This window comes from Lacinutrix sp. MEBiC02404 (assembly GCF_053601575.1).
This window is the reverse complement of record NZ_JBSHNV010000206.1, coordinates 240275-264126: the sequence shown is the minus strand read 5'-3', so window position 1 is coordinate 264126 and position 23852 is coordinate 240275. Positions and strand designations below refer to the sequence as shown.

The following is a 23852-nucleotide window of genomic DNA, read 5'->3' as shown; positions in this document are numbered from 1 at the left end:
ATGATAGTACTAAAGTATTACATTTTACGCAATACAAGTCAAGTATTAGGTTCTTAATCCAGTTCAGAATGACAAATATTTTATAGATCATATGACAAGTTCAGAATGATAAACGAAAATATTCTTCTTCAACTAACAACTAACAACTAACAACTAATTACAACTGATCGTCCGAGTCTTTACGTTTTTCGTATTTGATATCTTTTAATATACTAGATTTAATACCAATAAAGAAATTCCAAGAACTTCGTGTGCTAAAAGGAACCCAAGAAAGATTCATTCGCCAGCTTAATAAATCACGTTCAAATCGCAATTGCGTATAGGTGAAACCTTGATTTTGTAAATCATAACCAGAAGACGCACCAACAGTCCAACGTGGTGCAAACTCAATATCTCCAGAAAACATTAAAGAATGCGATGATATTTCGTTTTGCCTGGCAGCATTAGAGTAATTAACAGCGTAGGCAAGACGCAAGCTCCATGGGATTTTATAATTATAAAACTCGCTTGGTTCTTTATCTTCTTGTTTGTTATTGTTTAATTGTTGATTTGCAAAATCTTCAGTAACACCAAAAAGATCATCTGCTCGTCCACCACTTTTTAACGTTTCTTCTCGACTACTAGTTCTGCTTTCATCTTCTTTGCCATTAAAGGACGAACTATTTAGTGTATAGTTCATGGTCAGATTTGCGCTTGTTAGTCTAAATAAACTTCCTCCGTTATTTATGTTATAGGTATCTACTTTAGCATTATTGTTATCTAAAGCATAAGGATCTAGAACAGCACCAAAATTTATAGACATTTTATCGTTAAGAATCTGTGTACCTCCACTAACTCGCATTGGGCTCCATTGTAACGAGTCTCCTGCAAAATTATAAGAAGTAGAAAAGTTTAAGTTATTCAGTAAAATGATTTTTCTAGCTTCGGTTGCTGTGCTATCTTTATCTCTTACTTTGGCTTCAAAATTATTGGAAAGACTTAAACCCATGGAACTCGAGAAATTTTGATTTGGCGCGCCATAGAGGCTTTCTTCAAAACGAGAAAATTCTACTTCTTCAGCAACATCACCGTCGGCATTTACCACTTCGTATGAATCCCAATATCTATCAAAAGAAGGATTTATATTATAACTTACGGAAGGTCGCATCACATGCCTTATCGCTTTTATTTTTTTATCTTCCCCTTCTTTTTCAAAATTAAACATACCATAAATCGTGGTTCCTAAACTGGTACTAAAATTATAGGTTCTAAAGGAATCAAAACCACTCTTCTCTGTCGTTATTTCTTCTTCTAAATCTGTGTCATAATACTTATTGACGGTTTTAAAAGTCCAATTTTCTTCGTAGTTAGTACTAGCACTTAAACTAAAGTATTTAAAAAGTTTAAAGTTGGTAGATAAAGGAATACTATGTTGAACACCACTTATTGCTTCATCCCACATTTCCTTTTTAAAGAAAAGCGAATCTGTTGTGGTAATTCTGTTTTCTGCACTTAAATTATATTGAAAGTTTATATTTTCAATAATGCCATTTTTGCTTCCTGTTTTGCTTGCAAATGGATAAATTCTACTAACACTTGTTTGTATTGTAGGAAGCGTCATGCTTATGCTTTCTGTATTCGTGTTTTGCGAGTGTGTTGCTGTCGCACTAAAATTTACTTGTGGTTCTCCTTGAAATGTTTTCGAATACGAAATAGAAGAAGATAAAGTGTTATTTAAAAAGTTAGCAACGTTTACTTGGTTGATCGAGTTTTGGTAATATTGACTACTTCCTAAGTTTACAGAGGCGGAGAAACGGGAGTTCGGACTAGCTTTAGTGTCTTGATTGTGTGACCATTGTAAATTGTAAATAGTGGTTTTTGCGTAATCATCAAAGCCACGTTCACTAGTAATTAGGTTTTCGTACCTAAAACCAAGACTACCATTAAATTTATAACGGACTTTATATTTGCTTTGTAAACGCATTCCGTAACTACCATTAGTATAGTAATCACCAAGAACTGCTAAATCTACATAATCACTAAGCGCAAAATAATAACCTCCATTTTGTAAAAAGTAACCTCGAGAGTTTTGTTCCCCAAAACTAGGAAATATAACACCGGAAGTTTGTTTTTTGGTTAACGGAAAATAGGCAAAAGGCAATCCAATAGGAGTAGGTACACCGTAAATAAACATATTCGTTAGGCCGGTTGCTACTTTTTCGTCTGGTACTACTTTTGCTTTACGCAGTAAAAAGTAATATTCTGGATCTTCTCTGTTTTCTGAAGTCGTATATTTTGCGTTTTGTACAAAATAAACGGAATCGTTTTCCTTTTTAGAAATTTCACTGTCAAAAAATCCACCAGCTTGCTCCGTTCTAGAATTAAATATTAATGCTTTTTCCGTTTCTATATTAAAACGGATAGAATCTGGTTCTACTACTTGTGTGCCTTGCTTAAAAACAGGATGCTGTGAGTAAACACCTGCCGAATCTTTAACTCTTCCTGCGTATACTTCGTTTTTACTGTAATCGATAACGATAACACCTGCTTTAATTTCCATGTCTCCATAGATAATTTCTGCTTCATTATATAAGTATAGCTTTTGTTCCTTTTTATTAAAAGAAGTGTAATCTTTAGCTTTGTAGGTTACAATATCGGTAAGAAACTCCGCTTTAGGTTTTACAGAGTCTTTTTTAGTAGAGTCTTGGCCCTTTTCGGTGAGTTCTAGTGTACCATCTTTTGCGTTTGGTTGTAAAACTTGGTTTACATGAACAGCAATGGTATCGCTCTTTTTTACGGGTTCAATCTCTCCTCCAGATTTTGGTCTGTCTTGAGCGAAGCCACACATGTTAATAAGCATGGTAAAACTTAGAGTAAAAAGTATATGAAATTTATTTGTACGCAACGCTTTTAATGTATTTTTGTAAAAGTATGGCTCGGTTTTTGAATTGCCAAAATTACATATATTTTTTATGATTAATTTAATATTAAGCAATTTAAAATAATTCAAGCCTTAAATAGTTATTATCTGTATGCAAACGAATAGATTATTACATTTCTTATCTTTTATAATAGTATTAACAACATTTGTTAATGCAACCGCTGCTTTTGCACAACAAACAGAACCGTTTGTTGTCGTATTAGATGCTGGTCACGGTGGGCATGATCCCGGAAGACCAACAAAAAATGGCTATACAGAAAAAGAGATTGCCTTAAAAGTTGTTCTGCAAGTTGGTAAAAATTTAGCAAACAATAAAAATATAAAAGTTATTTATACTAGAAAGACAGATGTTTTTGTAACACTGCGTGGTAGAGCAAAAATTGCGAATGATGCAGATGCAGATTTATTTGTGTCTATACATTGTAATGCGCACCATACGCAAGCTTCTGGTACAGAAACGTATGTTTTAGGTGTTGGTAATACAGCACGTAACTTTAATGTTGCTAAAGCAGAAAACGAAGTGATCTTTTTAGAGGATAACTACGAAAAACATTACGAAGGTTTTGATCCTAATGCGCCAGAATCCATGATAGGATTAACACTAATGCAAGAAGAATATGTAGACCAAAGTATCATGCTTGCAGATTTGGTAGAGAAAAGTTTTCAAAACAAATTAAAAAGAAAAAGTAGAGGTGTAAAGCAAATTAGCCTTTGGGTTTTGCATAATACCTATATGCCAAGTGTGCTTATTGAAACAGGGTTTATCACTAACACAAGCGAAGGAAAATATTTAAACTCTGCAAAAGGACAACAAGAAATTTCTAAATCTATTAGTGATGCTGTCTTAGATTACAAAGCTACTTTAGATCAAAATATAGGAGCATTTGTTTTTGCGCCTCAAGAAGATTTTCCTAGCGTAACTAATAAGGAGCATGAACAAATCTATGAAAATGTGGTTTTTAGAGTACAAATCGCAGCTAGCTCCAGAAAATTAGCACTAAAAGCATATAATTTTAAAGGTTTATCTGATCTCTCTAGAGAAAAAGAAGGGAATCTTTATAAATATTTTCATGGCTATACATCAGACTATAACAAAGCTAAGCAATTGCAAGTCAGTGCAAAAAACAAAGGATATACGTCCTGCTATATAGTAGCTTTTAAAGACGGAAAAAAAATAGCTCTCGACCAAGCCTTAAAAACAAGTGCTAATTAGAGTCGTTCTTTGTAAATTTATTTCTAATTTTGTTTCATAACCAATCCAATAAACGTTGAAGTTATCTAGAGAAGTTAAAACTGCCATACTTGTTATATCCGGAGTAGTATTCCTTATAATAGGTATTAATTATTTGAAAGGAATAAACATCTTTCAACCTAAAAATGAATTCTACACAGAGTTTGATTACAATGCACTTACAGCATCATCTCCTGTTACTATTAAAGGAAATAATGTAGGAAAGATTAATAGCATTAAATACGACTTTGAATCTGGTAAAACAAGAGTCGCTTTTACCATAGATAAAGGATTGAAATTTTCTAAAGAAAGCAAAATGCGTCTTTATGAATTAGGATTAATGGGAGGAAATGCAATGGCTATCATTCCTGTTGAAGGAGGAACTCCTGCAAAAAGTGGTGATTTCTTAGCTTCAGAAGTAGAAGAAGGCCTAGTGAAAAGCTTAACTTCTAATTTTTCTGGCTTAAGCTCTGGTTTAGATGGGACGTTGCAATCTGCAGATTCCCTTTTGATTAGCTTAAATAAAATAGTAGAAGACGATTCCGATAAAGGATTGAAAAGTGCTATTGGCGAATTAAACGAAACTATAAAATCATTCAAGAATTTATCCTATTCTTTCAACTCTTTAATCGCCAAAAACGATGCGAGTTTAACAGCAGTACTTTCTAACTTTAAAAAAGTAAGTGAAGATTTAGCACTGCTTTCTACCGACTTAAAAGATGTAGAATTATCGAAAACCGTGAAAACTTTAGATCAAACATTACTAAATGTAAATGGCCTTTTAGCAGGTTTAGATAAAGGAGAAGGTACGCTTGGTAAATTGTTAACCGATGATGAGTTGTATACTAATCTAGAGGTGGCATCACAACAACTACAAGAATTATTACAAGACTTTAAATTAAATCCAAGTAGATATATTAAAGTGTCCGTTTTCGGGAAAAACAATAAAGAAGGATACATTAAACCGGAAAGCGAAAGACAATAAACCGACCTATACATGAATTACTTACCAAATATTATTTTTGCCATTGCACTTATTGTAGGCTTTGGTTACTTTGCTAGAAATGTAAAAAAACTTGTTCGTAATATAAAATTAGGGCAAGATGTAGATGTTAGTGATAAAAGATCATTACGCTGGAAAAACATGATAAACATCGCTTTAGGACAAAGCAAAATGGTGAAACGTCCGGTTTCCGGATTTATGCATGTGGTGGTTTATGTAGGTTTTGTTATTATAAATATTGAAGTTTTAGAAATTATAATCGATGGCCTTTTTGGTACGCATCGTATTTTTTCTAGCGTTTTACCAGAAGCTGTATATGGTTTCTTAATTGGTACTTTCGAGGTTTTAGCTGTTTTAGTATTTATAGCTGTCGTTATTTTCTGGATACGAAGAAATGTAATAAAAATAGCGCGTTTCTGGAAAGATGAAATGAAAGGTTGGCCAAAAAGTGACGGGAATATCATTCTGTATTTCGAAATGGTACTAATGACCTTATTTTTAGTAATGAATGCTACCGATCTTCATTTTCAAGAAATGAATTCTGGAAATATAATTAGCCAATATATAACGCCGTTATTCTCCGGAATGTCAGAAGGTTCTATCCATGTAATAGAAAGAGCGGCTTGGTGGTTGCACATTGTTGGGATCTTAATATTCTTAAATTACCTATACTTTTCGAAACATTTACATATTCTTTTAGCATTTCCAAATACCTTTTACGGACGCGTAAATAATAAAGGAGAGCTAAACAACTTAGCATCGGTTACTGCAGAAGTAAAAATGATGATGGATCCAGATGCAGATCCATTTGCAGCAGCGCCAGAAGGAGCAGAAGACGAAGTGCCAGCAAAATTCGGTGCTAGTGATGTGCAAGATTTATCTTGGGTACAATTACTAAACGCATACACATGTACAGAATGCGGAAGATGTACCAGCGAATGTCCTGCAAACCTTACCGGCAAAAAGCTTTCTCCTAGAAAAATTATGATGGATACCAGAGATCGTCTAGAAGAAGTTGGTAAAAATATAGACGCAAACAATGGGGAATTTAAAGACGATGGTAAGCAATTGCTTGGTGACTATATTACCAACGAAGAAATTTGGGCATGTACTAGCTGTAATGCTTGTGTAGAAGCTTGTCCCGTGAGTATCGATCCATTATCGATCATTATAGAAATGCGTCGTTATTTGGTAATGGAAAAAAGTGACGCACCAACAGAGTTGAACAATATGATGACCAATATTGAGAACAACGGAGCGCCTTGGCCATACAACCAACAAGATAGATTAAACTGGAAAAACGAGTAATATAATTTGGGCGTTACCACAAGGGTCGCGCTTTCGGCAGTCGCTTTTTTTGAGAAAAACAAAAAAGAGCTTCAACAAATGCCTCAATCCCTAACGCAGTTTCTCATAGAGAAGACGGTCTCGTAAAGAGCAAAGGTATAAGTATAAAAAAATATAGAAAAAGTTTCACATGCTAAAGGCTAAAAACCTAAAATTATGAGCGAACAACTTAACGTGCCAACGATGGCAGAACTTATGGCAGAAGGCAAAACACCTGATATTTTATTCTGGGTTGGTTCTGCAGGAAGTTATGATGATAGAGCAAAGAAAATTACCAAAGCATTTGTTAAAATATTAAACAAAGCAGGCGTGAATTTCGCCGTTTTAGGAGTCGAAGAAAGTGCAACAGGTGATTTAGCGAAAAGAGCAGGAAACGAATTTTTGTTTCAAATGCAAGCCATGATGAATATCGAATTGCTAAATGAATACCAAGTAAAACGAATAGTAACTTGTGATCCACATTCTTTTAACTGTTTAAAAAACGAATATCCTGGTTTAGGTGGCGTTTATGAAGTGGTGCATCACACACAATTTATAAAGCAATTAATAGATTCTAATAAATTAGATATTAAAGAAAGTGATTATAAAGGAAAGCAAATAACCTTTCATGATCCTTGTTACCTAGGTCGCGCAAACTCAGAATATGATGCGCCAAGAGATGTTTTAAGTACACTAAACGCCAATTTAGTGGAAATGAAACGTAGCAAAGCAACCGCTTTATGTTGTGGTGCAGGTGGCGCACAAATGTTTAAAGAACCAGAAAAAGGAGATAAAGATATTAATGAGCTTCGTACAGAAGATGCATTAAAAACCAATCCAGATATTATTGCAACTGCTTGTCCGTATTGTATGACTATGATGTCCGACGGTGTTAAGGTTAAAGAAAAAGAAGCGCAAATAAAAGTGATGGATATTGCAGAGTTAATTGCAGATTCTCAAGGGTTATAATTCTTAAAAAAAATCTATGTTAAGAAAAACTATTTTATTCCTTTCTCTTTTTTGTGCCTTGCAATTTGCAAATGCACAAACAGAAGAAAAAGATGCATTACTAAATCAAATCTCCTTAGAAACTTGTGAATGTGTAGAAGACAAAGGCTTAGACTACACTTCTAATAATACCACTAAACTAGAATTAGAATTTGGTTTGTGTATCATGGAAAGCTATGGAAGACATAAAAAAAAGGCAGAAAAACTTTTAAATGTTTCCTTAAATGATGAAGCTTCACTAGAGCAATTTGGGGAAGATATTGCTTTTAAAATGATAGATAATTGTCCAGATGTTATTATGGCGCTTGCAGGTAATTATGCAGCAGAAGAGTTTGAAGAAGTTAAAGATGATTTAACTTTAGAAGGAGAATTCGTAAGTATAGAATCTCTACAATTCAATATGGTAGAGATTAAAGGGGATAATAATAGAACGCAAAAACTAATATGGTTGCAATACTTTGAAGGGGAAGAACTTCTAAATAATACCAAGAAATTAAAAGGAAAAAATCTAGAAGTTATTTATCTTCAAAAAGAACTTTATGATCCTAAGATTAATGAATACCGCAATTTTAAAGTAATCAAAAAAATATCCATTTTATAAATGTTAGTAGACTTTAATACATTACCAGATGAATCTCGCGTTTGGATTTACCAAGCGAATCGCTCTTTTTCAGAAAATGAAATAGAAGAGATTTCTAATAAACTAAATATTTTTGTTGAAAATTGGGCTGCGCATGGTGCGGACTTACAGGCTGGTTATGATGTTGTTTATAAGCGATTTATCGTGATTGGTTTAAATCAAAACATGAATAATGCAACAGGTTGTTCTATAGATGCTTCTGTTAATTTTATTCAGCAATTAGAAAAAGATTACAACGTAGATTTAATGGACAAAATGAATGTTTCTTATAAGCAAGGAGAATTCATTGCATACAAAACATTGATCGATTTCAAAAAAATGGCTAAGGACAAAGCAGTGTCTAAAAACACTATTGTTTTTAATAATTTAGTAAATACAGTAGCCGAATTTAAAGAAAACTGGGAAGTCCCTGCGAGCGAAAGTTGGCATAGTAGATTTTTATAATGTTAAAAGTAGAAAGGAACAATGGCTAATGAAATTTTTTTATTAAACATCTCTGGAACAGATAAACCAGGTTTAACGTCAAGTTTAACAGGTGTTTTAGCAGATTACGGCGCTAAAATTTTAGATATCGGTCAAGCAAATATTCATGACACACTTTCTTTAGGATTTCTATTTGAAATTGGGACTAAAAAAAAATCAGCAGCAGTTTTAAAAGATTTACTTTTTAAAGCATACGAACTTGGTGTAAAAGCGAAATTTACACCTATATCTCTCGACGATTACGAGAAATGGGTTTCTCTTCAAGGTAAAGATCGCTACATTGTGACCGTTTTAGGAGAAAAACTAGTAGCAGAACAGATTTCTGAAGTTACTAAAGTCATTTCCGAACAAAACTTAAATATTGATGCCATTAAAAGACTTACTGGTCGTACTTCTCTAGTGAAAACAGAAGAGTATCCTAGAGCATCTATCCAATTGTCTATTCGTGGAAGAATAGAAAACAAAGCGGAATTGACCGCTAAATTCATGCAAATCTCTCATGACCTGGATGTAGATATTGCTTTTCAAGAAGACAATATTTATAGACGTAACAGACGTCTAGTTTGTTTTGATATGGATTCGACGCTTATTCAAACCGAAGTTATTGATGAGCTTGCAGATTTAGCAGGAGTAGGAGAACAGGTGAGAGCGATTACAGAATCTGCAATGCAAGGCGAAATAGACTTCAACGAAAGCTTTATAAAACGCATGAAGCTTTTAAAAGGGTTAAAAGAAGAAGTGTTACAAGAGGTTGCAGTGAACTTACCAATAACTAAAGGAGCCAAAAGACTTATTGATACTTTAAAAAAATACGGATTTAAAACAGCCATTCTTTCTGGTGGTTTTACTTATTTTGGACATTACCTGCAAAAAGAACTGGGGATAGATTACGTATATGCCAACCAATTAGAAATTAAAGATGGTGCTTTAACAGGTGGTTATCTTGGTGAAATTGTAGATGGAAACAAGAAAGCAGAATACCTTAAGGAGATTGCAATAAAAGAAGGTATTGATATTAGCCAAACTATTGCAGTTGGTGATGGAGCAAACGATTTACCAATGCTAAATTTAGCAGGATTAGGTATTGCTTTTCATGCCAAACCAACAGTTAAAGACAATGCACAAAGTTCTATATCCAGTATTGGTTTAGATGGTGTTTTATATCTTTTAGGGTATCACGATAGACATATTGATTTAATAGAGTAAAGAGTAAGGGATCTTCTTTTTTTCGACTGTGTAACCATTGTTACAAAATATATTCAAGGCATTTCCGTTATTTACATATTAAAATCTACTAAATGAAAAAGATAATCGTTTTAGCGTTTTTGCTTTTCCTTTCTGGAAATAGTTTTGCGCAAGAATGGATAACAAATTTTGAAGAATCGAAAACGTTAGCTGCTCAGAACAATCAAAAAATAGTTTTAGTTTTTCAAGGTTCCGATTGGTGTGGACCTTGCATAAAATTAGATAAAGAAGTTTGGAGCACAGAAGCATTTCAAACATTAGCAAAAAATAAGTTTGTCATGTTGCAAGCAGATTTTCCTAAACGAAAAGGAAATAGGTTATCTCCAGAACTACAAGAACACAATAATAAGTTAGCAGAAAAGTATAATCCAAATGGCTACTTTCCTTTTGTAGTCGTTTTAAATGCGGAAGGAAAAACTTTGGGAACTGCAGGTTACGAAAAATCTACTCCAGAAAAATACTTTAACAAACTAAATAACTTTTGAAAAATATCCTTTTAATAGTTGCTTGTTTAGTCGTTTATAATGCTTTTTCGCAAGAAGTTTATAGTAAAACAATCAAGCTTATGGGAAGTCGTTTTGATATTTCCGTTGTAGCAAATTCTAAGGAAGAAGGAGAAGCGTTTATAAATATTGCGGTAGAAGAAATTACAAGAATAGAACAACTAATTTCCTCTTGGGATGAGAATTCACAAACGTCATTAATAAATAATCAAGCAGGAATAAAGCCTATAAAAGTAGCTTCCGAATTGTTTCAATTAATAGAACGTGCTTTAAAAATCTCCAAATTAACGAATGGTGCTTTTGATATTAGTTATGCATCTATGGATAAAATTTGGAAGTTTGACGGTTCTATGACAGCTATGCCTTCCGAAGATATAATAAAGCAATCGGTGGATAAAGTGGGATATCAAAATATCCTCTTAAACCACCAAGAGCAAACCGTTTTTTTAAAGCGTAAAGGAATGAAAATTGGCTTTGGTGCAATTGGTAAAGGGTATGCAGCCGATAAAGCAAAGGTTATATTGCAAAGCAAAGGAGTTAAAGCTGGAATAATTAATGCATCTGGTGATTTGAATGCTTGGGGAAAACAGCCTAATAAAAAAGATTGGATGGTTGCTATTGTGAATCCGTTAAATAAGGATAAAGTATTTTCGTGGTTACCAGTTAATAATCAGGCAGTAGTAACTTCTGGGAATTATGAAAAATATGTCCGCCTTAATGGGGAATTATACTCGCATATCATAGATCCTAGAACGGGTTACCCGAGTAAAGGAATTTTAAGTGTTTCTATTTTTACTAAATCTGCAGAATTAGCAGATGCTTTAGCAACTTCGGTTTTTGTAATGGGAGTAGAAGTAGGTCTAGATTTTATAAACCAACTAAAAGGCGTAGAATGTATTATTGTAGATGGTAATAATCAAATTATTACTTCCAATAATATAGCGTTAAAACAAGATAAAGATGATTAAAAAGAGCATATTATTTTTGGGGATAATAGCAACATGTAGTTCATGTGTTGCTGTTAAAGAGTACGAAAAAGTGTATATAAACGATCCGGATATGAATTTATCCCAGAAGAAAGTAGATCGTTTTGAAACCAATTTTCAAGTATATCGTGAAGCTGCTTCTGGCGCAAATGGTGGAAAATCTGGTGGTGGTTGTGGTTGTAATTAAGTGAAACAAGTTTTTGTTTTATAAAAACGTGTAAGTGGAACTTATCCCATTGTAAAATGGGATCTCATTATTTTAAAAATAGTTATGAAAAAAATAATATTAATAGTAATCCTTTTTTCTTTTGGAAGTCTTATTGCACAAGACGCCACAACGGTATATAAAAAGCGAGTTTTAGAAACTACAGAAGTAGATTTTCTTGCTAGTTATTATTCCCAAGATGGAGATAATGCTTCGGTTACAGGAGGAATTGGTACCGAAGAGTTGACCGATTTTACACCAACCATAATTATTAGTTTGCCATTAAGTGCAGATGAAGTTTTAACCATCGACGCAGGAATTTCTACATATAGTTCTGCTTCTTCCAGTAATTTAGATCCATTTGATGGGGCTAGCGAAGGAAGTCCGTGGGTTGCTTCTTCAGGCGCTTCACAGCAAGATACTTGGGCAAATATTAACGTTGGCTATTCGCATAGTTCTGAGGATAGAAATAATATTTGGAGTGCAAATGTTTCCTTTGCTAATGAATTTGATTACACTTCTATTGGTTTTGGTGGTGGATTTGCAAAACTCTTTAACGAGAAAAATACAGAAGTAGGAGTAAAAGCTAACGTATATTTAGATACATGGAAGCCTGTGTATCCCATTGAATTGGATATTTATAAACAAACAAATGGCAATTTAAATCAAGGTATTTTTCAAGGAGTAGATATATTAGATCAAAATGGGGATGTAAGTTCTGCTTGGAGTCCAGTAGCTGGTTTTGATTACATAAAGGATAAGTCTAGAAATTCGTATTCCTTGTCTTTTAGCTTTTCACAAATTTTAAGTAAAAAAGCGCAAATATCGTTGTTTTTCGATGTAGTGAAACAAGATGGCTGGTTAGGAAACCCAATGCAACGTGTGTATTTTGGGGATGTAGATAATTATTATGTTGGTAATGCAGCAAGTATTGATAATTATACTTCTTCTAGTAATAGAGATGTGTTTCAGTTAGCTGATGCTATAGAAAAATTACCAAATAGTAGATTTAAAATTCCGCTAGGAATGCGTTTAAATTATTACATAAATGAAACAATTTCCTTAAGGACCTATTATCGCTATTACTTTGATGATTGGGGAATTAACTCACATACCGCCAATGTAGAATTGCCAATAAAGATTACTTCTAAATTTACAGTATATCCTTCGTATCGTTTTTATAATCAAACTGCTGCAGATTATTTTGCTCCTTTTGAAGAAAACCTATCTACGAGTGCGTTTTATACTTCCGATTACGATTTGTCAAAATTTTCTGCCAATCAATATGGTTTCGGAGTTTCATATACCGATATTTTTACCAAATTTAATATCTGGAAATTCGGATTAAAGAATGTCGACTTTAAATACAATAGCTATAAGCGAAATACAGGATTGTCTGCAAATATTTTTGCAATTGGTTTTAAGTTTGTTTTAAATTAATCTATAGGTTTCTTAGAAAAGCATTCCTAAAAGCTGCTTAACTTGTTGTTTTTAACTATGGAAGTATTATTTTAACCAACACTTTATTTCCTGAAATAATTTTAAAAGAATGGATATAAATGAATGTATGTTAATGTGGATCTGTTTTTAAATGAGTAACAACCTAGTCTATATGCTTGGTTCTAAAAGCAAAGCGATCTGGTGTCTTTTGTTGCACTATAATGATTATTTATAAAGCGGTTAATAATTCTTCTAAAATCTATCATAAAGTCTGTAAAACTTCGTTTTAAAAATGTTATTTTGGCATAGTTTTTATGCTATATTTATTAAACAATTTTATGCGTCGCCACTATACCTTACTTTCCATATTATTTTTCACCATTTTTAGCCATGCACAAGAGAATAATCCGCTGTTGAAAGGAGATGGTATCTCCCAAAACAAATGGGTTGACAGCTTATATAATAGCATGACACTTAAAGAGAAAATCGGACAACTTTTTATGGTTCAGGTTTTTTCTAATCAAGAGGATGCGAACAAATCCAAAGTCGTTTCCCTTATAAAAAATCAAAAAATTGGAGGTATTATTTACTCCAATGGCGGTCCAGTTAGGCAAGCAAAACTAAATAATGAATTGCAAGCGGCTTCTAAAGTGCCATTATTAGTTGGTATGGATGCCGAATGGGGTTTGAGTATGCGTTTAGATTCTACCTATGCTTTTCCTTGGAATATGACCCTTGGTGCTATTAAAGACAATAGATTAGTAGAGCAAGCAGGAAGACAAATAGGAGAGCATTGCAAACGTTTAGGGGTTCATTTTAATTTTGCTCCTGTTGTAGATATTAATACCAATCCTAAAAATCCAATTATTGGAAATCGTTCTTTTGGGGAAGACAGAGATAATGTAACCGAAAAAGCGTTGGCTTTTATGAAAGGGATGCAAAGTGCTGGCGTTTTAGCAAATGCAAAACATTTTCCAGGTCATGGTGATACCGAAAGCGATTCCCATAAAACTTTACCATCTGTGCTTTTTGATGAGAAAAGAATAGATTCTGTAGAATTATATCCGTACCGTAAATTAATTACAGAAGGATTATCTAGTGTAATGGTTGCACATTTAAATGTACCTAGTTTAGAAGCACGAGAAGATTTTCCTTCGTCTTTATCTAAACATATAGTTACAGATATTTTAAAAGAACGTTTAGGTTTTAAAGGGTTGATATTTACCGATGCTTTAACCATGAAAGGTGCTGCTGATTATATTGAAAAATCTTTAGACGGAAACAGTACAAAGGTATTAGAAACAGGAGGCGAAATAGATTTAATGTCCTTTTTAGCAGGAAATGATGTCATGCTAATGTCTGAAGATCCCGAAAAAGGAGTAGCTAAATTTATGGATGCTTTTTATAAAGGACAAATTACGGAAGAACGCTTAGCGCATTCCGTTAAAAAAATATTGCAAGCAAAGTATAAAGTAGGCTTAAATGATTATTCGCCAATAGGAACGATGCATTTAGTTGCGGACTTGAATAGAATTAAAGACGATGCGTTATATGAGGAGCTTTTAGAAAATGCAATAACAGTTGCCGAAAATAAAGCGGGTGTTTTACCATTGCAACAACTAGAAACGAAGAGTATTGCGTATGTGAAATTTGGGGATGACGATGGTTCGGTGTTTTTAAAAGAGCTTCAAAAATATACCCAAGTGCATGAAGTGAAAGCAGATAACTTAGAGGAGCTTTTAGGGAAATTAAAATCCTATAATACCGTTATAATTGGTTTGCATAGATCTAATGATAATCCTTGGAAAAGCTACAAATTTACTAAAGAAGAGCTTACCTGGTTGTCTGAAATCTCTAGAAATAATACCGTAATACTAGACATTTTTGTAAAACCGTATGCCCTTTTAGATGTAGATCCAATTAACAATATTAAAAGTGTTGTGGTTAGTTATCAAAATAGTGATATAGCACAGCAAAAGTCGGCACAAATTATATTTGGAGCATTACCAGCAAAAGGAACTTTGCCTGTTTCAGCGGGTGTAGATTTTAGCGTTGGGCAAGGAGATTTGTATAATGAAATTAGCCGTTTGTCATACACGATTCCAGAACGTGTTGGTATGAGTTCATATCGATTAAAAAAAATAGATTCTATTGCAAACTATGCTGTAAATGGCGGAATGACTCCAGGGATTCAGTTGGTGATTGCTAGGAAAGGAAAAGTGATTTATAATAAAAACTTCGGAAAGCATACCTATGATAAAGATGCGGAAGAAGTGAAATTTAATGACATTTATGACGTTGCTTCCTTGACAAAAATTCTTGCAACCTTACCGTTGTTAATGGAAATGGAAGAACAAGGAATCGTTTCCTTAGAAAGTAAACTGTCTGAAATGCTTCCAGAATATAAGACTTCTAATAAAAAGAATGTGACAATTAAAAGGATGCTTTCGCATTATGCCAGATTAAAACCTTGGATTCCTTTTTATTATGCAACCTTAGACTCGGTAACAAAGCATCCAGATCCTAAATATTATAGAAAGCATTTCGACCCAGAATTTAGTGTGAAAGTTGCGGACGAATTGTACATGCGTAAGGACTATCAAGACTCCATTCAAAAAATAATTAAAGACACAGATCTACTAACTAGACAGCGTTATCGCTATAGTGATTTACCATATTACATTTTAAAGAAATTTATTGAGAAACATTACGACAAACCTTTAGATGAATTGGCTAGAGATCACTTTTATGAGTCGTTAGGTGCAAATCATACCATGTATAATCCGAATAATAAAGTGAGTAATAAGAATATTGTTCCTACGGAGGAAGACGATTATTATAGATTTCAGAAAATTCAAGGATACGTGCATGATATGGGAGCGGCAATGCAAGGCGGTGTTGGCGGGCATGCGGGTGTTTTTAGTAATGCCAATGATGTCGCTAAAATCATGCAAATGTATTTGCAAAAAGGATATTATGGCGGAAAACGTTACTTAAAACCAGAAACGATAGATAAATTTAATACTTGTTATTATTGTGATGATAATAACCGAAGAGGAATAGGTTTCGATAAACCGCAATTAGGAGATGCGGGTCCTACATGTGGTTGTATTTCTATGACGAGCTTTGGGCATTCTGGATTTACAGGAACCTATGCTTGGGCAGATCCAGAAGAAGAAATTGTATATGTATTTTTAGCGAATAGAACCTATCCGCAAGCAGGGAAGAATCTATTGTTAAGAGAGGATATTAGAACCAATATTCAAGCAGCTATTTACGAAGCTATTATAGATTAAGTGAAAGTTCTTCGTGTTGAAAAGTTATAAGTACTTATATTTATAGGTGTTTATAGTTGCAAAGTTAAAACGTATCGTAAGATTTTTAGTTTTAAATAAAAAGTTTAAAACTATTCATAAAAGTTAATTACGCATTGCTCTCCTCTTTTTTTTTAGAGGAGAATGAATTTTGATTTTTCCCAAGGAAGATTAAAAGAAAGAGGAGTTCAATAAAAGTTTAATTAAAAAGATACCTGCTTTTGCAGGCGTAATAATGAAAATAGGAATTGTTTGTTATCCAACATTTGGAGGAAGCGGAGTAGTAGCCACAGAATTAGGTATACAACTATCTAAACGTGGTCATGAAATCCATTTTATAACCTATAACCAACCAGTTCGATTAGAATTGCTTGGTAACAATGTGCATTACCATGAAGTAAATGTACCCGAATATCCTTTGTTTCATTACCAACCTTATGAGTTAGCATTATCTAGTAAATTAGTAGATATGGTGAAGCTTCATAAAATTGAAGTATTGCACGTGCATTATGCGATTCCGCATGCCTATGCTGCATATATGGCGCAAAAAATGTTACGAGAAGAAAATATTTATGTGCCAATAGTTACTACGCTTCATGGTACCGATATTACCTTGGTTGGTTCACATCCTTTTTATAAACCAGCAGTAACTTTTAGTATCAATAAATCGGATGCAGTAACCGCGGTTTCTCAAAGTTTAAAAGATGACACTTTGCGTTTATTTGATATTAATAATGAAATTGATGTAGTTACCAATTTTATAGATATTAGTAAGTATAATCATGGTTTTACAGATTGTCAACGAGGCATGATGGCGAACGAAGATGAAAAAATAATTACGCATATTAGTAATTTTCGTCCGGTAAAAAGGATTGAAGATATCGTGAATATCTTTTATAATATCCAAAAGGAAATTCCTGCAAAACTAATGATGGTTGGCGAAGGTCCTGAGAAAGAAAAAGGAGAGCTACTTTGTGAAAAATTAGGTATTTCGGATAAGGTTGTGTTTTTCGGACAAAGTAATGAGATCGATAAAATTCTTTGTTTTAGTGATTTATTCCTATTGCCAAGTGAAACCGAAAGTTTTGGTCTAGCAGCTTTAGAAGCAATGGCTTCCGGAGTTCCTGTGATTTCTAGTAATACAGGAGGAATACCAGAAGTAAATAAACAAGGAGTTACTGGCTTTTTAAGTGATGTTGGCGATATAGAAGAAATGGCTAAAAATGCAATCTATGTTTTAAGCGATGAAAATCGTTTAAATACCTTTAAACAAAATGCAAAAATAGAAGCCGCAAAGTTTGATATCCATAATATCGTGCCGCAATACGAAGCTATTTATGAAAGAACTTTAAGTCGATGTCTTATTAAAGATTAAATATCTTTTTATAAAAAAAAAATCTTAACAGTACTTTAATTTCTACTTTTAAATTCTCTTGTAGGTCTTTTTGCGTCCATACTAGAATCATTTATATATGCTTTATATGCTTCTGCATATTCCGGATCACTTCCGTAATATAAATCTACGAGCTGGTCATTTGTTATAAAGTATAAGGCAGTAGCTATGATTCCTATAAATAGAAACCTAATATAATTCAGTTTTAGAAATATATTTCTGTTTTTTACAAAGTATAAAACCAGAATAATAACAACTAAAAAAGCAAACAGTTTTAAGCCGATTTCCAATCCTATATGGCCATAAGGCCAAAACATTAATTTGAATAAACAATAAATAGTAAGTATTGAAAAAACGAAACCTGTAGCAATAGCTCCATTAATTCTTAATTTAGAAATGCCTGTATAAGGTTCTGGTTTTAAAATATTTATTAACCTTATGTTATTAAAAAGTGCAAAACCAAAGCCCAAATAAAGTAAAGATAAAAAAACAGTGCCAAGCGCAATTATTTCTGAATTATAGGGCCAATGCATTAATTTAAAAATAAAGACCAATAGTATGAAGCCTGCCAGAAGCATTTCTGTTTTCTTCATATTTTAATGGGTCTATATTGGTGGTTTTTTAGAACTAAAATGTATAACGCGCACTAACACCTACATCTAAATCTAGATCGTTATTATTATAAGCGCCATCTCCAAAACCTAGTTCTGGTCTAAGATCTAAAGATAGAAGCAAAGGAAAATCAAATGTATATTCTACGCCAATATCTCCAGATGCAAAAACATAAGCATCTTTATAGTCATTATCTCTATATCTGTAACCATCAAAAGTATAAGACGAAAAACCTGCTCCTGCGCCAAAATACCAATTAAAATCTCCTTGAATCGGTTTTACCCATTGAAATAATCCTACTGCTTTAACGCCGTGATAATCCTTTCCGTTACTCCATCCAAAATCTACTTCTAAACGGTTGTTATCTAAAATAGCACGTTGGTAAGAGATGCTTGCACCTAAACCGTTTGCGTCTCCTAAACGTAAACCAATAGCATTTTCTGCGATTTCCTGGGCTGTTGTGGTTATCGCAAATCCAAATAAAGCAATTCCAATTAAAAATTTAGTTTTCATGTTTCTGTATTTTTATTCTTGGTAAATAATAACGTATTAGTTTTATAATTATTGGCAAACTAACCGTAAATTTAAACCTTAAATACATATCCTTTTACTTTCTGAAATTATTAAATGAACAACCCTATTAACAATGCTTTAAAAAATCTACAAACCCAATTACTTGGCGAATTGTTTGTCGATGATTTAATGCGGTCTATTTACGCAACAGATGCTTCTATTTATAGAAAGTTGCCTTTGGCTGTGGCGTATCCAAAAGATGCGAAGGATATAAAGTTACTCATCGCTTTTGCGAAAGAAAATAACACATCACTAATTCCTAGAACGGCAGGGACATCTCTAGCGGGACAATGTGTTGGAGAAGGCATTGTGGTCGATGTTTCTAAATATTTTACGAAGATTATAAGTGTAAACGAAAAGGAGCAAACCGTTACCGTGCAACCAGGAGTGGTTCGGGATACTTTAAATAATTATTTAAAACCTTTTGGTTTGTTTTTCGGACCAAATACGTCCACGTCAAATCGCTGTATGATTGGCGGCATGGTAGGAAATAACTCTTCGGGAACTACCTCTATTCAGTATGGAGTTACCAGAGATAAAGTGGTAGAATTGCATACTATTTTGAGTGATGGTAGTGCTGTTGTCTTTACGGAATTGTCTTCGGAAGCATTTAAAGATAAAACAAAACTAGATACTTTAGAGGGTGAAATTTATAAAACCATATATTCTGAATTAGCTTCAGAAGCAGTGCAACTTCAAATAAAAAATGAATTTCCAAATCCAGAAATACACCGAAGAAATACCGGTTATGCAATAGATGAATTGATAAAAGCTTCTGTTTTTTCAACTTCGAGTTCGAATTTCAACATGTGTAAATTGCTATCCGGAAGCGAAGGTACATTGGCGTTTACAACACAAATCACTTTAAAATTAGATGTGCTTCCGCCAACCGAAAGTATTATGGTTGCTGCGCATTTTAATAGTATTACAGATTGTCTTAAAAGTGTAGAAACAGTGATACAACATAATTTGCATACCTGTGAAATGATGGATAAAACCATTTTAGATTTAACAAAACATAACAAAACGCAGGAGGAAAATAGACAGTTTATACAAGGAGATCCAGAAGCTATCTTAATGTGTGAAGTAAAAGGAAGTACTATAAGCGATGCAAAAAACCAAGCAAAAAGCCTTATAGAAGCCATTGTACAACAGGGTTTAAGTTACGCAAATCCAATGTTGCTAGGTGAAGATATTGATAAAGCTGTGGAATTGCGAAAAGCAGGTTTAGGTTTGTTGGGTAATATGATTGGTGACAAAAAAACGGTGGCATGTATTGAAGATACGGCAGTTGCACTACCGGATTTATCAAATTATATTGAAGATTTTACTGCGCTCATGAAAACCTATAACCAAAAAGCAGTGTATTATGCACATGCTGGTGCTGGAGAGTTGCATTTAAGACCCATTTTAAATCTAAAGGAGAAAGAAGATGTGGTGCTGTTTAGAAAGATAACAACAGATGTAGCCAAGCTAGTTAAAAAGTATCATGGTTCTATGAGTGGTGAGCATGGCGATGGTATTGTTCGTGCAGAATTTATTCCTTTAATGATTGGCGCTGCGAATTATCAAATTTTAAAACGAATTAAGGCTGCTTTCGATATCGATAATATCTTTAATCCTGGTAAAATTGTAGATGCTTATGCCATGGATGAGGATTTGCGTTATGCTCGGGATAGAGAAGAACCGCAGATTGAAACACTTTTAGATTTTTCAAAATCGCAAGGCATTCTTCGGGAAGCAGAGAAATGTAATGGTTCTGGAGATTGCAGAAAGCTTCCGGAATTTGGAGGAACGATGTGTCCCAGTTTTAGAGCAACCAGAAATGAACAAGATACCACACGAGCAAGAGCAAATGCGTTACGTGAATTTTTAACCAATTCAGAGAAATCTAATAAATTTAATCATAAAGAATTAAAGCAGGTTTTCGATTTATGCCTGAGTTGTAAAGCTTGCGCAAGTGAATGTCCGAGTAGCGTAGATGTTGCTAGTTTAAAAGCCGAGTTTCAGTACCAATATCAAAAAGAAAATGGCGTCTCTTTACGTACCAAATTATTTGCTTACAACAACCAATTAAACCATCTTGGAAGCCATTTTCCAAAGCTTACAAATTTTGTGTTTTCTAATCGTTTTACGTCTTCCGTATTAAAAAAATCTTTCGGAATTGCAGAAAAAAGAAACCTGCCTTTAATTTCAAATAAAAGTTTAAGTAAGGTGTTTCAGTTGATTGATAATCAAAATATTAATAGTAATTTTGTTAAAACAGTTTATTTGTTTAACGACGAGTTTACTAACTTTTTAGACACACCAATTGGTATAGACGCTATTGAGGTTTTACAGCAGCTTAATTACAAAGTAAAGCTTATAAAACACGAAGAATCTGGTCGCACTTTTTTATCCAAAGGATTGTTGCAACAAGCCAAAAATGTGGCGAATAAAAACGTGGCAATTTTTAAGGATTTAATCACAGAAGAAACACCATTAATTGGTATTGAACCTTCTGCAATTCTTTCTTTTAAAGATGAATATATAAAGCTTGTGGACGATAAAGTTTCCGCAGAAAAAATAGCAAAAAACACCTTTCTAATCGAAGAGTTTATTCAGCAAGAAATAAAACTAGGAAATATAACAGCTTCGCAATTTACTAAAGAAGTAAAAACGATTAAGTTTCATGGGCATTGCCATCAAAAAGCACAAAGCAATCAGCTCTCTAGTTTTGCCGTTTTAAATCTTCCAGAAAACTATAAAGTAACCATTATACCAAGTGGTTGTTGTGGTATGGCAGGCAGTTTTGGATATGAAAAAGAGCATTATGACGTGAGTATGCAAATTGGGGAACAAACGCTATTTCCAGCAGTGCGAAAAGCAAGTAAGGAAACCATTATCGCAGCAAACGGGACGAGTTGTAGGCATCAAATAAAAGATGGCACGCAACGTCAGGCATTGCATCCTATCACTATTTTAAAAGAAGCGCTAATCTGATTTCTTTTTGTTTTGATCTACAATAGTTATTGCGGCAATTAAATCTTTCATTTCCATTTCTTTAATGTCTTCATCTGCAAAAAAAGGGGAGAGTTTATCTTTGTTATAGTGGTAGATTTTCCAACGTTTAAATTGATATTCCAGTGCGGTGAAGTTTTCCACCCAATCTCCAGAATTCAAATACATAGTCTGACCATTCTTATTGGCTTTAATGATCATTTTTGGTTGGTGTATATGTCCGCAAATAACATAATCATAACCATTTTCAATAGCAAGGTCTGTAGCAACTTCTTCAAAATCACTAATATATTTAATGGCTCCTTTTACGCTGTTTTTTATCTTTTTGGAAAGGGAATAACGTTCTCTTCCTAAACGTACTAAACACCAATTTACAAAGCGGTTTATAACAATTAGAAGATCGTAACCATAACCACCAAGTTTCGCTAGCCATTTAGCATTTTGTATAGAAACATCAAAAACATCGCCATGAAAAAACCATGCTTTTTTGCCATCTAATTCGGTTACATATTTATCTACAATAGAAATTTTACCAATTTGCGCATCGCTAAATTTTCGTAGCATTTCATCATGGTTTCCAGTAATGTAAATAACTTCGGTACCATTAGAAGCCATGGTAATTATTTTCTTAATTACTTTTAAATGTGCGGGAGGAAAGTAGCGTTTACTAAATTGCCAGATATCTATAATATCTCCATTTAGAATTAATCTTTTAGGTTCAATGCTATTTAGATAGGTTAATAATTGCTTGGCATGACAACCAAAAGTGCCCAAATGTACATCGGATATTACAGCAATTTCTACTTTTCTTTTCGTTTTCAAACTAGTACCGTTTTCGTTTAATTAATGGTACAAATAACACACTTGTATGTTATTTGAATATTACCTGTTAATTATATAATTACTAGTTAATTGTAAATTTTATGTTACGCGTTTTTAAGAAGACAAGACATCTTGCGTTTCGAAAAATAGGAGCCATTAGAAAATATAAAAGCCTCGAATAACGAGGCTTTTAAAGTAAAAATTATGTTTTGTTTGCTTAGTTTATTTGTGCAGTACCACTAATAAGTGCATTTATATTGGTTGTAATGCTTAATACATTCGAGTTAATCCCTTCAGTACCACTGATTGGTTTTAAGAAAAATGGCGTAGTTGCATCTGCTGAAAGATCTGGTTCAATAGAAATAACAACAGGTAAGCCATTAATGTTTCCATCTACACCAGCAGGTAAGTTAGATAAAAAATCTTCACCTGGAAATAAAGGAGCAGGCTCGTTTCCACTATATGGAGAAGCGCTATCTACACCAGAAGCCATGGTGAATTTTCCTGTAGTAACCGGAGTTGCTCCAGTATTAAACACTACCCAACCTTCATATTTCCATCCAGTTGCTAAGGTTGGTAAATTAATTAAACCCGCAGTTGTTGGGTTTTGAATAAACCAAATACCAAAGTCGTTATTACCATTATCAATTCCTCCCGTATTATCTGTAGGAGTCGCTTTTACAAAAGATCCAGAAAAAGGATTTGCAGAATCTACAAAATTACCAACCATAGAAGTAATGCTTAATGTTGCTGCATTAGCAACAAAATTACCGCTCAATATTTTAGTATTTGAAGGCGCTGGATCATCATTTTGAGTTGGCTCAATAGATAGAATAAAAGCAGTTGCTATGTCTAAATCTGCAGTTGCTATTCTAAAACTTTTAGAGGTAGATGCAGAGGTTGTGTTAAACCTTCCTGTAGAAACAGGTAATCCGTCTACCATAATCCAACCTTCATATGTTAAATCGCCATCTAGTGGTTGTATACCATTAAGATTTACTGTTAAAGTAGACTTTGGAGTTGAAGGTGAATCGTCACTACTGCAAGCTGCCATAAGTAAAACAGAAGCAAATAATAAAAGTGTTTTTACATTTTTCATATTAATCAATTTTTTTAAGCGACAAAAATAAGCTTAAATTATTTTAGTC

General features: G+C 33.5%; 19 protein-coding genes. 14 read left to right on the top strand and 5 right to left on the bottom strand.

The genetic code is table 11. The features are described from left to right. Positions 1-157 precede the first annotated feature (157 nt). A complete protein-coding gene (locus ACVCXO_RS13445; protein WP_452230105.1) occupies positions 158-2839 on the bottom strand; it encodes a putative LPS assembly protein LptD in 2682 nt (893 codons plus the stop codon). A 172-nt stretch (positions 2840-3011) separates the two neighbouring features. Between ACVCXO_RS13445 and ACVCXO_RS13440 the strand changes: the two genes are divergently transcribed. The 13 genes from ACVCXO_RS13440 to bshA all read left to right on the top strand — a co-directional run bounded on the left by ACVCXO_RS13440 (position 3012) and on the right by bshA (position 17679). Further along, complete coding sequence (locus ACVCXO_RS13440; RefSeq protein ID WP_452230104.1) at positions 3012-4133, top strand: N-acetylmuramoyl-L-alanine amidase family protein; 1122 nt, start codon at positions 3012-3014, stop codon at positions 4131-4133. Positions 4134-4188: 55 nt separating this feature from the next. Next, on the top strand, positions 4189-5136 hold the full coding sequence (locus ACVCXO_RS13435) for an MlaD family protein (RefSeq protein ID WP_452230103.1): 948 nt from the start codon (positions 4189-4191) through the stop codon (positions 5134-5136). A 12-nt stretch (positions 5137-5148) separates the two neighbouring features. Then, on the top strand, positions 5149-6462 hold the full coding sequence (locus ACVCXO_RS13430) for a 4Fe-4S dicluster domain-containing protein (protein WP_452230102.1): 1314 nt from the start codon (positions 5149-5151) through the stop codon (positions 6460-6462). Positions 6463-6657: 195 nt separating this feature from the next. After that, the gene (locus ACVCXO_RS13425) at positions 6658-7449 is read left to right on the top strand and encodes a (Fe-S)-binding protein (protein ID WP_452230101.1); all 792 of its coding nucleotides are present in this window, start codon (positions 6658-6660) and stop codon (positions 7447-7449) included. 16 nt (positions 7450-7465) lie between these two features. Next, complete coding sequence (locus ACVCXO_RS13420) at positions 7466-8089, top strand: hypothetical protein (RefSeq protein ID WP_452230100.1); 624 nt, start codon at positions 7466-7468, stop codon at positions 8087-8089. After that, on the top strand, positions 8090-8572 hold the full coding sequence (locus ACVCXO_RS13415) for an ABC transporter ATPase (RefSeq protein WP_452230099.1): 483 nt from the start codon (positions 8090-8092) through the stop codon (positions 8570-8572). It abuts the gene before it with no gap. Between the two features lie 21 nt (positions 8573-8593). Then, positions 8594-9817, top strand: coding sequence for a phosphoserine phosphatase SerB (gene serB / locus ACVCXO_RS13410; RefSeq protein WP_452230098.1), 1224 nt, complete (start codon positions 8594-8596; stop codon positions 9815-9817). Positions 9818-9909: 92 nt separating this feature from the next. Continuing rightward, entirely contained in the window at positions 9910-10341 is a 432-nt protein-coding gene (locus ACVCXO_RS13405; RefSeq protein WP_452230097.1) for a thioredoxin family protein, read from the top strand. Beyond that, entirely contained in the window at positions 10338-11327 is a 990-nt protein-coding gene (locus ACVCXO_RS13400) for an FAD:protein FMN transferase (protein WP_452230096.1), read from the top strand. Before ACVCXO_RS13405 ends, ACVCXO_RS13400 begins: the two co-directional genes overlap by 4 nt. Continuing rightward, entirely contained in the window at positions 11320-11532 is a 213-nt protein-coding gene (locus ACVCXO_RS13395) for a DUF4266 domain-containing protein (RefSeq protein WP_452230095.1), read from the top strand. Before ACVCXO_RS13400 ends, ACVCXO_RS13395 begins: the two co-directional genes overlap by 8 nt. Positions 11533-11616: 84 nt before the next feature. Beyond that, positions 11617-12990: a DUF3570 domain-containing protein gene (locus ACVCXO_RS13390; protein ID WP_452230094.1), complete on the top strand. Its 1374-nt coding sequence runs from the start codon at positions 11617-11619 to the stop codon at positions 12988-12990. 338 nt (positions 12991-13328) lie between these two features. Then, a complete protein-coding gene (locus ACVCXO_RS13385) occupies positions 13329-16286 on the top strand; it encodes a glycoside hydrolase family 3 N-terminal domain-containing protein (RefSeq protein WP_452230093.1) in 2958 nt (985 codons plus the stop codon). A gap of 253 nt (positions 16287-16539) precedes the next feature. Next, positions 16540-17679, top strand: coding sequence for an N-acetyl-alpha-D-glucosaminyl L-malate synthase BshA (gene bshA, locus ACVCXO_RS13380; RefSeq protein WP_452230092.1), 1140 nt, complete (start codon positions 16540-16542; stop codon positions 17677-17679). 35 nt (positions 17680-17714) lie between these two features. On the opposite strand, the gene ACVCXO_RS13375 is transcribed toward bshA, so the two are convergent. Both ACVCXO_RS13375 and ACVCXO_RS13370 read right to left on the bottom strand, forming a co-directional pair. Next, positions 17715-18290 (bottom strand): hypothetical protein, encoded by a 576-nt coding sequence (locus tag ACVCXO_RS13375; protein WP_452230091.1) that lies wholly within the window; start codon positions 18288-18290, stop codon positions 17715-17717. Between the two features lie 34 nt (positions 18291-18324). Beyond that, on the bottom strand, positions 18325-18822 hold the full coding sequence (locus ACVCXO_RS13370) for a hypothetical protein (RefSeq protein ID WP_452230090.1): 498 nt from the start codon (positions 18820-18822) through the stop codon (positions 18325-18327). A 114-nt stretch (positions 18823-18936) separates the two neighbouring features. Here ACVCXO_RS13370 and ACVCXO_RS13365 point away from each other — a divergent pair, with 114 nt between their 5' ends. Continuing rightward, positions 18937-21864 (top strand): FAD-binding and (Fe-S)-binding domain-containing protein, encoded by a 2928-nt coding sequence (locus ACVCXO_RS13365; protein ID WP_452230089.1) that lies wholly within the window; start codon positions 18937-18939, stop codon positions 21862-21864. Here ACVCXO_RS13365 and ACVCXO_RS13360 read toward each other — a convergent pair. After that, positions 21856-22704, bottom strand: coding sequence for a UDP-2,3-diacylglucosamine diphosphatase (locus ACVCXO_RS13360; RefSeq protein WP_452230088.1), 849 nt, complete (start codon positions 22702-22704; stop codon positions 21856-21858). The genes ACVCXO_RS13365 and ACVCXO_RS13360 overlap by 9 nt on opposite strands. 217 nt (positions 22705-22921) lie before the next feature. After that, positions 22922-23803 (bottom strand): hypothetical protein, encoded by an 882-nt coding sequence (locus tag ACVCXO_RS13355; protein WP_452230087.1) that lies wholly within the window; start codon positions 23801-23803, stop codon positions 22922-22924. Positions 23804-23852: the final 49 nt, after the last annotated feature.